16 protein-coding genes and 1 tRNA gene are annotated in these 13,394 nt (G+C 60.4%); 8 read left to right on the top strand and 9 right to left on the bottom strand.

Annotation, left to right across the window (positions count from 1 at the left end):
• Positions 1-186: 186 nt before the first annotated feature.
• Both purS and purQ read left to right on the top strand, forming a co-directional pair.
• A complete protein-coding gene (gene purS, locus AUR66_RS03445) occupies positions 187-438 on the top strand; it encodes a phosphoribosylformylglycinamidine synthase subunit PurS (RefSeq protein ID WP_058571116.1) in 252 nt (83 codons plus the stop codon).
• Position 439: 1 nt separating this feature from the next.
• On the top strand, positions 440-1,114 hold the full coding sequence (gene purQ / locus AUR66_RS03440) for a phosphoribosylformylglycinamidine synthase I (RefSeq protein WP_058571115.1): 675 nt from the start codon (positions 440-442) through the stop codon (positions 1,112-1,114).
• 450 nt (positions 1,115-1,564) lie between these two features.
• On the opposite strand, the gene AUR66_RS03435 is transcribed toward purQ, so the two are convergent.
• Together AUR66_RS03435 and AUR66_RS03430 are read right to left on the bottom strand one after the other, a co-directional pair.
• Positions 1,565-2,647, bottom strand: coding sequence for an archaeosine biosynthesis radical SAM protein RaSEA (locus AUR66_RS03435; protein WP_058571114.1), 1,083 nt, complete (start codon positions 2,645-2,647; stop codon positions 1,565-1,567).
• Between the two features lie 84 nt (positions 2,648-2,731).
• Positions 2,732-3,517 carry a histidine kinase gene (locus AUR66_RS03430; protein ID WP_058571113.1) on the bottom strand — a complete coding sequence of 262 codons (786 nt, stop codon included), beginning with the start codon at positions 3,515-3,517 and terminating at the stop codon, positions 2,732-2,734.
• A gap of 124 nt (positions 3,518-3,641) precedes the next feature.
• On the opposite strand from AUR66_RS03430, the gene AUR66_RS03425 reads away from it, so the two are divergent.
• From AUR66_RS03425 to AUR66_RS03415, 3 genes are all read left to right on the top strand, one after another.
• Positions 3,642-4,709 carry a hypothetical protein gene (locus AUR66_RS03425; RefSeq protein WP_058571112.1) on the top strand — a complete coding sequence of 356 codons (1,068 nt, stop codon included), beginning with the start codon at positions 3,642-3,644 and terminating at the stop codon, positions 4,707-4,709.
• A 126-nt stretch (positions 4,710-4,835) separates the two neighbouring features.
• Positions 4,836-6,767 carry an aldehyde ferredoxin oxidoreductase family protein gene (locus AUR66_RS03420; protein ID WP_058571111.1) on the top strand — a complete coding sequence of 644 codons (1,932 nt, stop codon included), beginning with the start codon at positions 4,836-4,838 and terminating at the stop codon, positions 6,765-6,767.
• A gap of 143 nt (positions 6,768-6,910) precedes the next feature.
• Positions 6,911-7,522, top strand: coding sequence for a GyrI-like domain-containing protein (locus tag AUR66_RS03415; protein ID WP_058571110.1), 612 nt, complete (start codon positions 6,911-6,913; stop codon positions 7,520-7,522).
• 55 nt (positions 7,523-7,577) lie between these two features.
• On the opposite strand, the gene AUR66_RS21070 is transcribed toward AUR66_RS03415, so the two are convergent.
• The 6 genes from AUR66_RS21070 to AUR66_RS03390 form a co-directional block, all read right to left on the bottom strand.
• A tRNA-OTHER gene (locus AUR66_RS21070) sits at positions 7,578-7,665 on the bottom strand.
• Positions 7,666-7,861: 196 nt separating this feature from the next.
• On the bottom strand, positions 7,862-8,200 hold the full coding sequence (locus AUR66_RS03410; RefSeq protein ID WP_058571109.1) for an AzlD domain-containing protein: 339 nt from the start codon (positions 8,198-8,200) through the stop codon (positions 7,862-7,864).
• Positions 8,201-8,896, bottom strand: coding sequence for an AzlC family ABC transporter permease (locus AUR66_RS03405; protein ID WP_058571108.1), 696 nt, complete (start codon positions 8,894-8,896; stop codon positions 8,201-8,203). It abuts the gene before it with no gap.
• 39 nt (positions 8,897-8,935) lie between these two features.
• Positions 8,936-9,400 (bottom strand): hypothetical protein, encoded by a 465-nt coding sequence (locus tag AUR66_RS03400; RefSeq protein ID WP_197409665.1) that lies wholly within the window; start codon positions 9,398-9,400, stop codon positions 8,936-8,938.
• Positions 9,397-9,654 (bottom strand): hypothetical protein, encoded by a 258-nt coding sequence (locus tag AUR66_RS03395; RefSeq protein WP_058571106.1) that lies wholly within the window; start codon positions 9,652-9,654, stop codon positions 9,397-9,399. Before AUR66_RS03395 ends, AUR66_RS03400 begins: the two co-directional genes overlap by 4 nt.
• Position 9,655: 1 nt before the next feature.
• On the bottom strand, positions 9,656-9,934 hold the full coding sequence (locus tag AUR66_RS03390) for a ubiquitin-like small modifier protein 1 (RefSeq protein ID WP_058571105.1): 279 nt from the start codon (positions 9,932-9,934) through the stop codon (positions 9,656-9,658).
• Between the two features lie 41 nt (positions 9,935-9,975).
• On the opposite strand from AUR66_RS03390, the gene AUR66_RS21700 reads away from it, so the two are divergent.
• The 3 genes from AUR66_RS21700 to AUR66_RS03375 all read left to right on the top strand — a co-directional run bounded on the left by AUR66_RS21700 (position 9,976) and on the right by AUR66_RS03375 (position 12,848).
• Positions 9,976-10,596, top strand: a complete 621-nt coding sequence (locus AUR66_RS21700; protein ID WP_058571104.1) for a type I CRISPR-associated protein Cas7 — start codon at positions 9,976-9,978, stop codon at positions 10,594-10,596.
• Between the two features lie 440 nt (positions 10,597-11,036).
• Positions 11,037-11,336, top strand: a complete 300-nt coding sequence (locus AUR66_RS03380) for a PadR family transcriptional regulator (protein WP_058571103.1) — start codon at positions 11,037-11,039, stop codon at positions 11,334-11,336.
• Between the two features lie 582 nt (positions 11,337-11,918).
• Positions 11,919-12,848 carry a carbohydrate kinase family protein gene (locus tag AUR66_RS03375; protein WP_058571102.1) on the top strand — a complete coding sequence of 310 codons (930 nt, stop codon included), beginning with the start codon at positions 11,919-11,921 and terminating at the stop codon, positions 12,846-12,848.
• Between the two features lie 14 nt (positions 12,849-12,862).
• Here AUR66_RS03375 and AUR66_RS03370 read toward each other — a convergent pair.
• The coding region (locus AUR66_RS03370) for a BtpA/SgcQ family protein (protein WP_058571101.1) at positions 12,863-13,394 on the bottom strand (532 nt) is incomplete at its 5' end.

Raw genomic sequence — 13,394 nt, 5'->3', positions numbered from 1 at the left:
GCGCGCCACCGTCGACTTCGAACTCGACGACGATACGCTCACCCTCGTCATCGACGAGGAACTGACGGTCCACGACGTAGAACGCTCTCCAGCCCCGTAGACGCCGTCTCCCGAGTTGTACACACGTTCGTGCATATCAAACGCGACCCAAAACCGTTTTTGCACATCACCACGCATCGTCATCCGATGACCACCTACACCGCGACGGTGACGGTGCGCCTCAAGCGTGGCGTGCTCGACCCGGAGGCGGAGACCACGAAGCGCGCACTCGAACGACTCGGCTTCGAACTCGACGCGTTGCGCTTCACCGAACGGTACGAAGTCGACCTCGACGCGGCGGACGCCGACGCGGCGGCCGAACGCGCCGACGAGATGGCCGAACGCTTACTGGCGAACCCGACCATCCACGACTACGAGGTCGAGGTCGTCGAGGCCTGAGATGATTGCAGTCGTGCAGTTTGGCGGGTCGAACTGTGACCGAGACGCCGTCCGCGCGCTGACGGACCTCGGGTTCGAGGCCGAACGCGTCTGGCACGAAGACCCGCTCCCGGAAGAGACGACGGGCATCATGCTCCCCGGTGGCTTCTCGTACGGTGACTACCTCCGTGGCGGCGCGATGGCCGCTCGGTCACCGGTCATGAACGCCGTCCGCGAGGCTATCGAAGATGGCATCCCCGTCCTCGGTGTCTGTAACGGTGCACAGGTTGGCTGTGAGGCCGGTCTGACGCCCGGTGCGTTCACCACGAACGCGAGTGCTCGCTTCCAGTGCGAACACGTCTACCTCCGCGTCGAAAACGCCGACACTCGATGGACCAGCGCCTACGACGAGGGCGACGTCATCGAACTCCCCATCGCTCACGGCGAGGGACGCTTCGAAATCGACGACGAGGGCTACGAGGAACTCGAAGCAGACGACCGCATCCTCTTTCGCTACTGCGACGAAGACGGCAACGTCACCGACGAGGCGAACCCGAACGGGTCGCGAGGGAACGTCGCCGGGATCCTCGGCGACACCGAGTCTGTCGCCGTCTTGATGCCGCACCCGGAACGCGCGTCGCTGCCGGAACTCGGGAGTACCGACGGACGAGGAATCTTGTCGGGCTTCGAAGGCTGACGCCGACGCTCGGCGTTCGATTTCGATAAAAAAGACCGCCGCAGCGGCGGTGGGCGATACGGGGTCGGACGGGCGAATGTAGCAGCGTACACGATGAGCGATGGTTGGAGTTTTTCCGACCCGCGTACCGCGTGCTATGGCATGAGTGCGCGAGGAGCGTCCGTGGCTATCCAGGCCTCGGTGTTCTCTTCCTCGCGGATTTCAAACCACCCGTCCGCGTAGTAGACGGTCTTGTACGTGTGTTTCGTCATGATGGCGGGCAGTCCGGGTGGGCACGTGTCCGAACTCCCGAATATGACAACGCGTTACACCCTCTTTGATACGAATATCCTAGCCGAGTAGTTAGGTAATAGTTACCGGGCGCTAGGACACCCTAACACCGCAAAAACGAGAGAAAACAGTGCGTTCGACGTGCTGTTTGTGGACAAACGTCCGCTGGGTTCGGGGGCCTCAGCGGACCAGCGGCATGTTGTAACTCGTCTCCGCGTCGAGGACGTACTCCCACGTCGACTCGCACTCACAGGACACCTGGTCGAAGACGCTCGGGTCCTGTCGGAGGTTGAAGTCTTTGACGGCCTTGAAGACGAGTTCGTCGCACTCGCCGCAGTTGTGCGCACCGCGTTCTTGCCCGCCGCCGACTGGGTCGGAGACGACGATGGCGTCCACGTCTGCCGTGTCGCGGAGTGCCTCGGCGACCGACCAGAGCCACGGCGGCCGGTAGCCACCGTTGAAGAAGAGTTCGTCCACCATGGTGTAGCGCTGGACGTTGGTCGGGTTCATCGAGACGGTGTGGCAGTTGTCCACGGCGGCACAGCGCCGGATGGACGACTTCATGTCTTCGAGCGCCTCCGGTTCCGAGAGGAACGGCGGTTTCATCAGCAGGTACGCCTTCACGCCGCCGCCCGCCGCCGCCGCTTCGTCGCAGGCGTCTTCGAAGTCGGAGAAGTCGAAGTACTTGTTGACACAGTCGTGGCGGACACGGTCGGTCGCGGTTTCGAGACCGATTGCGACGTCGGTTTCGAGGCCGCGGTCGGTGAAGTCGGCGAGTTTCTCGCGCGTGACGAAGTCCGGCAGCGACTCGACGACCATTCGGTCACGGTCGGCGAACGTCTCGGCGATGGCGTCGCGCGTCTCGGCGGGCACTTCGCGCTCGTCGAGGAACGAGCCAGAGGTGTAGATTTTGATAAGACCCGCCTTCTCGCCGTCGTCCATTTCTTCGGCTTCGTGGTCGAGACAGACCTGAATCTGGTCCATGAGCGCCTCGTGAGAGACGCTCCCGCCTTCGACCGATTCGGCGACGTAGCCACACATCGTACAGCCACCGGCACGGGCCCAGCGACACCCGCCGGTGTTGAGGATAATCGTCAGCGAATCGTAGACGCCGTCGGGCGTGTTGTCCTCGTCGATCCACACCCGCGTCGGCTCGTGGGGGTCGTAGGTCTTCTGCTTCCGCGAACGGATGTCGCGCATCACCTTGTTGTGCGCGTCCATCCCGCGTCCCCGTTCGTAGACCTCGGGGCTCGGCTTACTCATTGGAGTCTCCTATCGGATGGGCGCGTAAAGCCGCTTCGTCTGGCGTGCGCGATGAGGGTGGTCGTCGAGCGTCGTTCGTCCTCGTCACATGTTGCGCGCGATGTAGTCGTCGATATCGGCGACGAGAGACGAGTCGAACGTCCAGTACCCTTCCCATCGCTTTGGCTCGGTCTCGAGTGCGAGGAGGGCGACTGGTGGCTTGTCGGGGCGTCCGGGAAGGGAGTCGTCCGCCGGAGTGTAGACGACGAACCACGAATCGCGGTAGTCAGCCGTGTACCCACCGTGGCTTCGGACCCCGAAGTCGAACGGTGGCGTCCAATCTGTGACGCCGTAGACGTGGGTCTGCACGTCGGTCGACGCGATTTTCTTGTACACGGCTCGCGTTCCTCGCTCGTCTTTGATTCGAGAGAGTCGCTGAAACGACGACCGGAGTCGCCCGGCACCGCTACGCCACGCGTGTCGTTCGATGTACCGCGAAATCGCGACCAGGAGGAGTTTCTCTTTGTCCGATTCCGGATAGCCCCGGAGCGTGAACGGAACGTCGTCGAGTTCGGTGAGAACCGCGGGCAGTTCGAAGGTGTCGAGGTCGGTCTGTCCGGTCTTGTAGAGGTCCGAGTTCACGAGCAAGATGGTGTTCATCAACGCTTCGAGTGGGGACGTAGCGAGAATCTCTCGGCCGTCGTCGGTCTCTTCAGAGAGGACGACGACGTCGTCACCGTGGTCCGCGACGGCTTGCTCGTCGACGTGAACCGACTGGTCTTCGAACGTCGTTTCGAGCATCCGCAAGACGGGTTTGGGGGCCGAGCGATTGACGACAGATAACGACCGTCGCGAAGGCTCGATTGCGTCCAAGAAGTCTTCAAGTGCCATAGATACCTGTTACGTACCGGAACACTCGAACAGGAGGCGAGATAGCAGTTTGGGGCCAATTATCAAATCGAGAAACTACCCACGCAGAACGACGTTCATATGAGACCAGTCCGTATCCTCCGGTATGGACCGCCGCACCCTCCTCTCGCTCGTCGCGTCCGGCGTCGCCGGTCTCGCGGGGTGTGGGTCGCCGGAGGGAGAGACTGAGACGGAGACGCCAACTCCCGAAGAGGGGACCGGAGAACCGACCGCAGTTACGACTGCCGACGAAAGCGTCCAGCGGATGCTCTCGGTCTGGAATCCGACGCCGGACCCCGTGTTCACGACAGTCGTCGTCACTCGGGGGAGTCGCGACATATTCTTCGAGAACGTCGACCTCGTCCCCGGCGAGCGAACCGTCCGCCGAGTCGACATCCCACCAGACGACGTCGAGGTGCTCGTCCAGACAGACACGGGTATTCGCGCGACATCCGCGTGGGCGACCGAAGAGGCCCTCGATGGTCTCGAAGTCGTGCTCGGCCGGGAGAGTGCCGAGTTCTGGAGGACGGTCTCCTGTCGGCCCAACCGTGCGTGCGCGGTAGACGACGGTGGTGAGGCCGTCGACCTCCCCCTCGTCGGTGACGGGTCGGGACGCTGGTACGCGCCCGCCGGCGTCGTCGTAGAGAACCCCGGTAGCGAGACGACGGCACGGCTTCGGGTCGACCTGTTCGGTTCGACACTCCTCGACCGAACCTACCGACTCCCGTCTCAGACGCGACTCTCCGTGCCGATATCGTACCGGACGGGCACGTACCGTGTCGCCCTCGAAACCGACGAGATAGCGGTCGAGACACCGTGGCAGGTCCCCGACGAACCGACGAAGTACGTCGACACCGAGAGCGGGGCGACTGGATGTGGTCCGGCGAACACGACGCTCACCGTCACGAATCGAGACGACGGCCCGCATCGCCTCACCCTCCGAATCGAGTCGGAGTCCGAGACGTTCGAAGAGACTATCGACCTCGAAGCGGGAGAGACTCGCGAGTTCGTCCCGGTGGTGGAGTCTGGCCCGAAGCGGGTGTTCGCGAGCACTGAGACCGGTGCGGAGACTGAGGGAATGTGGTGGTCGTGCCCCCCGCGAGGCCAGGCAAGTGTTGTCGTCGACGCTACAGGGAGCCTCACACTCAGCGCCGCAGGGCCGAAACCGGGATGAGTCGCACAGATTGCCACAATCCCGAGACGGTACCGTGTCGCTCCTCGAACAGGTAACCACTTTCAGTTACCTCGGTGTGGGAATCACTAACCCACTTGCAGCCGTATATAATCAACGAGGATTACAATGACAGAACTCGGTGGTTATAACGACAGAGTCGCGCGGGTAGACCTGTCGGATGGTGCGGTGCAGTACGAGAGTATCGACGACGAGGACGCGAAGAAGTACATCGGCGCACGGGGACTCGGTGTCAAGTACGTCTTCGACAACGGTCCAGAGGTGGAACCGCTCAGTCCGGACAACCTTCTGGCGTTCATGACGGGACCGCTCACGGGCACACAGACAGTGATGAGTGGGCGAATCGCCCTCGTGACGAAATCCCCGCTCACGGGGACCGTCACTGACTCGCACCACGGCGGCTGGAGTGGTGCTCGACTCAAGTGGTCCGGGGTCGACGGCCTCCTCTTCAACGGGAAGTCCGAGAACCCAGTGTACGCCGTCGTCGAAGACGGCGACGTGACGCTCCACGACGCGTCACACCTGTGGGGCAAGGGTGTCCGCGACACTATCGAAGAAATCGAGGGCGAAGTCGACGGGTCACTCGGCAAGAACCTCTCGGTGATGGCAATCGGTCCGGGCGGCGAGAATCAGGTCAAGTACGCGTGTGTCATCAACGAAGACGACCGAGCGTCCGGTCGTGGTGGCACGGGCGCGATCATGGGGTCGAAGAACCTCAAGGCCGTCGTCGTCAAGTCGGGCACGAAGATGCCGAAGCCTGCGGACCCGGAGACGTTCAAGAAGGGCTATCAGCAGGCGATGCAACTCATCCGTGAGTCCGAAGTCACCGGCCCCAACGAGGGTGGCCTGTCCGTGTACGGAACGAACGTTCTGATGAACGTGGGCGAAGAACTGGACGGCCTCCCGACGAAGAACGGGAAGTACACGTCTACGGGCGCAATGCGCGATGCCGAGGGCATCGACATCGACGCTGAACGCGTCTCGGGTGAGAACGTCCGCGAGAACATCCTCGTGGACGAACCCACGTGTCACTCCTGCCCAGTCGCCTGTAAGAAGGAAGTCGAGGTGTCGGTGATGCACAAAGGCGAGGAGATGAACGTCCACGTCGAGTCCTACGAGTACGAGACTGCGTACGCACTCGGACCGAACGCCGGTCACACCGAACGCGACGAGATTGCCGTCATGCTCGACCGCTGTAACGACATGGGTGTCGACACCATCGAGATGGGCAACATCATGGCCATGGCGATGGAGATGTCCGAGCAAGGCAAACTCGACGAGTTGAGCGAACAACTCGACTGGGGTGACACCGAGCGCATGATCGACCTCATCACGGAGGTCGCTCACCGCGACGGCGACCTCGCCGACGCTCTGGCGGAGGGTGCCAACGGGCTCGCCGAGCGCTTCGACGCCCACGACAACTCGCTGGCCGTCAAGGGTCAGACTATCGCGGCGTACGACCCACGCTGTATGAAGGGCATGGGTATCGGCTACGCCACCTCGAACCGCGGTGCGTGTCACCTGCGCGGCTACACGCCGTCTGCCGAACTGCTCGGCATCCCGGAGAAGGCCGACCCCCACGAGTACGAGGGGAAGGGTGAACTCGTCGCCCTGTTCCAGGACATGCACGCCATCTCGGACTCGTTCGACATCTGCAAGTTCAACGCCTTCGCGGAGGGTATCGAAGAGTACGTCCTCCAGTACAACGGCATGACCGGACTCGACGTGACCGAAGACGAACTGCTGGAGACCGGCGACCGCATCTACACGCTGGAGCGCTACTACAACAACCTCGCAGGGTTCGACGGGTCGGACGACTCGCTGCCGGGACGCTTCATCCCCGGCGACGAGGCGATTCCGGGACAGGGTGCCTCCGAAGGCCAACTCTGTGAACTCGACGAGATGAAAGAAGAGTACTACGCGCGTCGCCAGTGGGTCGACGGTGTCGTCCCCGACGAGCGTCTCGAAGAACTCGGCATCGACATCGGCCCCGGCACGGGCGTCTCGCGCGGCGACTCGCCTGCACCGGCAGACGACTAATTAGACGGACGCGGGCGGCGTCGAACCACGCACGCCTCGATTTTTTGTTCGCTTTCCGACCGCCGTTCAGTGACGCGACTGCGACGAACTAGGACGGAGGCACTCGCACACTTATCTCTGTATCTGTACAATTGTCTCACACGATGGAGTCGGTGGACTACAAGAAGGAACTAAAGGAGTTGTACCGCCAGTCGGCGAACGAAGTCTCGCTCGTCGAGGTACCCACACTCCACTACCTGATGATAGACGGTAAGGGCGACCCGAACACGTCACCCGAGTTCAGTGCCGCCGTCGAGACACTGTACCCCTTCAGCTACGCGATTCGGTCTATCGTCAAAGCCGAACGAGAGATGAAGTACGTCGTCATGCCACTCGAAGGCCTCTGGTGGGCCGACGACATGGAGGCGTTCGACGTCGAGAAGAAAGACGAGTGGCAGTGGACACTGCTGCAGATGCAACCGAACGTGGTGACCGAAGATATCGTCGAACGGGCACGCGAGGACGTGAGTGAGAAGAAAGACCTTCCCGCGCTCTCGGAGGTACGATACGAGTCGTTCGACGAGGGACTGTCCGCACAGACGCTCCACATCGGTCCCTACTCCGAAGAGGGGCCAACCGTCGAACGCGTCCACGAGTTCATCGAAGAGCAGGACTACACTCGTCGCGGCGCACACCACGAGATATACCTGAGCGACATGCGCCGGACCGACCCGGAGAAGTTGAAGACGATTATCCGGCAACCAGTCGAAGAGTAGTCTGACCTCCTCTCGTCGAGGCTGACGGTGAGGGGTGGGAGAAGGAAGGCGTGAACGAAAGGGGATGGATTCGAACCATCGAGGCCATTTTTCAGGCCACCCACCACGAGGGTGGATGCTCTACCAGGCTGAGCGACCCTTTCATGGAGCCACTGATACACACATTCGTTGGCACGGTATTGAATATACAGAGGCTATCGGTGGATAAGGTCAGCATATACGTCGTTCCGAGGGCGTTCTCACCACGAGAATCACGACGTGTCGTCCGACGTCGACCGTGTTGCTCGCCTTCGGCCTGTCATGTCGTCGTGCGACAGTACCGCCTGGGCCGTGTTGCACTCAGACGACGAACCGAAGCACCCAGAGCGCCCCCATCCCAACCACGATGGTGACGAAGACGCGCTCTGTGTACCACGCCGCGATTGCCGCGAGCGTCCCCGCGACGAGTCGCTCGTTCCCGAGCGAGAGTGAGACAGCGCCCTCAGGGACGATAATCGCCGGGAAGACGAGGGCGGCGAAGACGGCCGCGGGGACGTATTCGAGTGCAGACTGGACCTGCGGTGGAACCTCGTCGATGCGACCGAAGAGGTAGACGAACGACCCTCTGATGGCGAACGTGAGCACCCCGGCGACGACGATGACGCCCCAGACAGTCGTCGCATCGTAACTCGTCGGCATCTACGCGTCACCACCGAGCGATTCGACGGCGAGGCCGGCACCGACACCGACGATTGCCGCGACGATGATATCGAGGTGGAAGGGGACGCCCGCGGCGACGACGGCGACGGCGACGAGGCCACCGACCAGACCCGACGCTGCCGACGCACGGTCTTTCAGCGCCGGGACGAGCAGTGCGAGAAACACGAGTGGTGCAGCGAACTCGAATCCCCACTCCGGCGGGAGGCCCGCACCGAGGAAGGCACCGGCAATCGTAGAGATTTGCCAGACGACCCAGAGAGACGCCGCGACGCCGACGTAGTAGGCAAAGCGGTCGGTCCGGCCGTCCTCGCCGTAGCGTGCGAGCGAGAGCGCGTACGCCTGGTCGGTGAGGAGGTAGGATGCGATGGTCTTCGACCGGGCGGCGAAGTCACGGAAGTACGGCGCGATAGACGCCGAGTACATCAACATGCGGAGGTTGACGACGACGGCGGTGCCGACGACGATAGCGAGCGGTGCGTCTGCGCCCAGGAGTTCTATCATCGCAAGTTGGGACGCACCTGCGAAGACGATGGTAGAAAAGCCGATGGCGTGGAATATCGAGAGCCCTTGTTCGACGGCGGCGACACCCGCAACGAGGCCGAACGGGACGATGCCGAGGTGAAGGGGCATGACGTCCCGAACGCCGTCGAGTAAATCCGGAGGAACTGTAGGCATCTGTCGATAGCAGGAGACCGGCCCCGAAATATGCGTCTATCAGCGTGCGGATTGCCGGGGTCGTCTGCGACCGACGACGGCGACTTCGCGTATCTCGAGTGCCGTTTCGAACTCGTCGCGGCGGTCGTCACTCGTTCCGATGCGCCGGAGGTGTTCGGTGTGGGCACGGCGGACAGCGTCGACTTCTCGGTGTGAGAAGCCGAGTTCGGCACCTTTCGTATCCCAGTGACCGAGTGGGACGAAGTAGACTGCCGTGTCGTCGTCCTCGTAGACACACTCGAACTCGCGGGCGTACTCGTCTGCGTTGTCGTCGAGGAATCCCTGTGCACGGTCGAGAAGCGCCGGCAAGAGCGCGGCGGGGACGCTCGCCTTTGCGGCGGCAATCATAATCGCGGTTCCGTCGATGGCACCACCGCTCGCCGAGGTGTCGTCTTCGTCGGGGCCGAGTCGGTCACGAAGACGCTCTGGGTCTCGCTGCGAGTCGCGGTCGGTGCCCACGGTCACCCACCTGCGCGCATCGCCTTCTGGGCGAACGTGGGGATGAGTTCGTCGAGCGTCTCTTCGTCACCCTCGAACGTGAGTTGGACCTCGGTCAGTTGGATGCTACTCGTGATGGTGACTACTTCGGTGTCGATATCGACGGTCCAGTCCGGGCCGACGACGCGACGCTCGCCGTCGGCCTCACCCCCGAGTCCTTCGAGGTACTGGACGACGAGCCGGGTCGAGATGCCCCGAAACGCTCGCTCTCGTCGTACCATCTCAGCCTCCCGCCACCGGTGGGAAGACGCTTATCGTATCACCGTCTTCGAGCGTCGTTTCGAGGCCGTCGAGGTGCACGACTTCGCGGCCGTTTCGCAGGACGTTCACGTGCGGTCGGACGTTGCCGTCCTCGATAAGTTGCCCCGACAGGCCGTCGTACTCGGATTCGAGAGAGTGAAGCACGTCACCCACCGTCGAATCGTCGTCGACACGCCAGTGAATCGTCTTTTGACCCACCGCCTCCCGAAACGTCGCGAAGAAGCGCAATTCGAGTTCCATACCTCTCATCGGCGGTCACGAGACAAAAAGGTACGTCGCGGTTGTTTTCGGGCACTGGTATCGTAGACCCACAACGTGCCCGCGAGACCAACCTCTCTGAGGAGGACGTTCGTCGGTTAGACACCCTCTGTTGGCGAGCAATCAAAAACCAAACTGTCTCTCGAAGCAAGTTCGGACAAGAACCCCAGCTCTATCTTCGAGTTGAGTACACACACCCAGAATTCCATATTGGCCGTCTCGACGAATTGCTCAAGCTAACACCGACGACAGACGAGACCATCAGAAGTCCGTCTGATTACCACCTCAACATCGAGAAGTTAGTTTCAGTTCTCACTGAGTACGAGGGGATGATCGAGGCTGCCTACTGTGTTGGCTCTCCTCGAATTACACTCCGTACAAACCCTGACAGCGATATGGGCGGGGGAGGTGGGACTGGAAGAAAGACCCTTCGAGCGAAGTACCCAGACGGCGAGCGACCGCGCCAACTGAGGAGCTACGAGTTTGTCGTCGATCCTGCGTACCGAATCGAACTCGCAACGACGGACACCTCTCGGTACAAAGAACTCAAACAAAAGCTCGAAGCAGGTCTTTCGAATTACCCTGTGTCGATGGGGGAATCCGAATATCTCGCGAGGAGGTGCAAATGTCGTCCCCTCGTCTGAAAGGATCTATCGAGAGCGTGTTCCGGGATATATGACCGCAGATTCGGAGGGCAGACAGACAACCGGATTCATCGATTACACCTTCACCGCAACAGGAGCTGTGACGTTACAGTCGTCGGTCAAAGGATGCGCACGCGTCGCTGACCGTATGGTTGTGTTCTGTTGAGCCCCAAAGGTCCCCGTGAGGGGTTCAACTGATACAACAGCTTGGACAGGCACTTCAATCCCGGGGTGGGATCAACTGTACCGGTTTATCCTTCGTCTCTTTGGTTAAATCAGTTCAGGTATGGCGAGCCATCAATTCTGGGTGCGGAATCAACCCTAGTTTGAATTCGCACACATTGTACTCAGAGTACTCGTCTAGCAGCACTCCCCCGACAAAAATCATTCTCGAAGTCAACAAATATATATGTTCGATATAAAATTAATAAACTACATCAATGTTCGATCTCACTGGATTCCAGCGTGACTTACTGTATGTTATTGAGGGATTTGACGAGCCGCACGGCCTTGCAATCAAACAAGAGATCGAAAATTACTACGAAAACGAGATTCATCACGGTCGACTCTATCCCAACCTCGATACGCTCGTCGAAAAGGGCCTCGTCGACAAGGGAGAGATAGACCGCCGAACAAACAGCTACCAAGTCACAGCACGTGGTCGCCGGGAGATCGAAGCTAGGCAGGAGTGGGAACAGCACTATCTTACTCCGGAGAAAGAACAGACACCGAATCAGTAATCGGTCGAAGCCACTCAGATCAAAGAGCTACAACTCAGACACGTCTTGACTCAAGTAGTGTCCGTCTGCCTACGCACACCCATCTCATCCCCCAATTTTGAGGGTCGTACCAATACAAATACCAGGGGCGGCACCCCATTTTAGAATCCACAGGACGTTCTGTCTGGTCCTGTGGCGTCTCGGACTGCCCACAGACAGAATAGGCACACCTCGTGCCAATGGCAGCTCTGGTATCCCTGCCCTCAGGGCTGTTAGCGTGATGTGCCTATATCGCCCACCCCTTGACTATCCACTACCAAAGAACGAGTCGACTGAAATGCCAGATCGGGTCGCCCGTGTCCGCTCGAACAGACAGGTTGGGACGACCGACACTGGCCGGTTTGCCTCATGGCTATTAAACAGCGCTAATCGTGCAATATGATCGCACACACTGTGACGTGAGTGTTCTCGTCCGCGCTTGAAGACGTTCTCACGAAAGCAAAATTCAAATCAAGCCTAGTCAAGGCGACAAAGAACAGGCAGTACGAATCTGAAAACGGTAACTCCTGTACGTTCAAGACGGTCGATGGCCGAGTAGACGTAATGTCGTCTCTCGATGTCGTGACGGTCGGGACTGCCGTTATCGACCACATCTATTCGCTGTCAAATCTGCCAGAGCCCGACGGTGGTGCATTCGCCCGCGAACACACGACCGACGTGGGTGGTGTCGCTGCAAATGTCGCTTCGGGACTCGCTGAGTTCGGGAACAAGACAGGAGTCATCACACGGCTCGGAGTCGATTCCGCCGACGAGATAGAAGATGATCTCCAAGCACGTGGTCTCGACTGTTCTCGGATTCGCTCTGGTCCCGAAGAATCGTCGTACACGTTGATTCTGCGTGGACCGGACGGAAAGCGAATGATCGTCGCTGGCGGCCAGAGCGTGCCGAACCTTCGACTTGATGATCAAGATATCGAGTATGCGAGTGACGCCAGTGTGGTATTCACGAGTGCCTACGCTCCCGACGAAGTGGTCTCTCGACTCGTGAGCGCGCGTGAACGTGGGGAAATTTCGACGCTCGTATTCGACCTCGCTGGCCCGCTCTCAGAACTCGAAGGACGAGGGACGACACCCGAGACGATCGACCGACTGCTCTCTATTGTCGACCTGTTCGTGGTTGGCGAGGTAGCTGCACGCTCGTATTTCGGTGGTGGTGCCGAAGAAGCCATTTCCACGCTCATTCAGCAGAATACAACTCGTGCGGCGATTACACAGGGGAGAGACGGTGCGTTGCTTCTCGAAGGAGAGACAGTGACCGAAGTCCCAGCCTTCGACGTTGCTGTGAACGATACGACCGGGGCTGGCGACACCTTCACCGCGGGTCTAATTCACATGTGGCTCCTCGGAGACTATTCCGCAGAGGACGCAGGCCGCTTTGCTGCTGCTACGGCCGCACTCAATTGTACTGAAATGGGCGCACGTGGCCATCTTCCATCCGAATCCGAGGTGTGGGAATTCTTGGAGAATCAGTGAGAAGGGGGGAGACTCTAACGAACCGACTCAACGAGACGCTCAACTGCTGCTTCGTCTACCGGGTTCGTCGTCTCTCCGCCGTGTTTGAGAGCGGTCCCGACGATAGCACCATCGGCGACAGAAAGCAGGTCAGGTGCTGTCTCGGGCGTGACACCGCTTCCAATCAAGACAGGGGCATCGAGTCCTCGTGCATCGCGAGAGTCGACCACTTGCTCGAGAACGGTCGTATCGACCGCTTCGCCGGTACCAGTCCCGCTCACGATGATTCCGTCGGCACCGCCACGTTCGACGAGTTCGGAAACGACGTCGTCTAAGGCACGCTCGGCAAGCGGCGCGGAGTGTTTCACGTCGATATCAGCAAGAATAGAGACGTCGGTATCGAGTTGCTCACGAAGTCGCAGGGTTTCGTGGGCCATACCCTCGATGATACCCTGATCAGTAAGTCGAGCACCCGTATGGACGTTCACACGGACGAATGAACCGCCCGTCGCAGCAGCGATGCCGAGTGCACTTTGAACGTCATTCCGGAGGATGTTCACACCAAAC

This window comes from Haloferax profundi (genome assembly GCF_001469865.1).
GTDB classification, from domain to species: domain Archaea; phylum Halobacteriota; class Halobacteria; order Halobacteriales; family Haloferacaceae; genus Haloferax; species Haloferax profundi.
This window is presented reverse-complemented; position numbering and strand designations above follow the sequence as displayed.

Bases quoted from the DNA above. Each gene is read 5' to 3' on its own strand.
- purS (WP_058571116.1), top strand. From the start codon at position 187: ATGACCACCTACACCGCGACGGTGACGGTGCGCCTCAAGCGTGGCGTG.
- purQ (WP_058571115.1), top strand. From the start codon at position 440: ATGATTGCAGTCGTGCAGTTTGGCGGGTCGAACTGTGACCGAGACGCC.
- AUR66_RS03435 (WP_058571114.1), bottom strand. From the start codon at position 2,647: ATGAGTAAGCCGAGCCCCGAGGTCTACGAACGGGGACGCGGGATGGAC.
- AUR66_RS03430 (WP_058571113.1), bottom strand. From the start codon at position 3,517: ATGGCACTTGAAGACTTCTTGGACGCAATCGAGCCTTCGCGACGGTCG.
- AUR66_RS03425 (WP_058571112.1), top strand. From the start codon at position 3,642: ATGGACCGCCGCACCCTCCTCTCGCTCGTCGCGTCCGGCGTCGCCGGT.
- AUR66_RS03420 (WP_058571111.1), top strand. From the start codon at position 4,836: ATGACAGAACTCGGTGGTTATAACGACAGAGTCGCGCGGGTAGACCTG.
- AUR66_RS03415 (WP_058571110.1), top strand. From the start codon at position 6,911: ATGGAGTCGGTGGACTACAAGAAGGAACTAAAGGAGTTGTACCGCCAG.
- AUR66_RS03410 (WP_058571109.1), bottom strand. From the start codon at position 8,200: ATGCCGACGAGTTACGATGCGACGACTGTCTGGGGCGTCATCGTCGTC.
- AUR66_RS03405 (WP_058571108.1), bottom strand. From the start codon at position 8,896: ATGCCTACAGTTCCTCCGGATTTACTCGACGGCGTTCGGGACGTCATG.
- AUR66_RS03395 (WP_058571106.1), bottom strand. From the start codon at position 9,654: ATGGTACGACGAGAGCGAGCGTTTCGGGGCATCTCGACCCGGCTCGTC.
- AUR66_RS03390 (WP_058571105.1), bottom strand. From the start codon at position 9,934: ATGGAACTCGAATTGCGCTTCTTCGCGACGTTTCGGGAGGCGGTGGGT.
- AUR66_RS03380 (WP_058571103.1), top strand. From the start codon at position 11,037: ATGTTCGATCTCACTGGATTCCAGCGTGACTTACTGTATGTTATTGAG.
- AUR66_RS03375 (WP_058571102.1), top strand. From the start codon at position 11,919: ATGTCGTCTCTCGATGTCGTGACGGTCGGGACTGCCGTTATCGACCAC.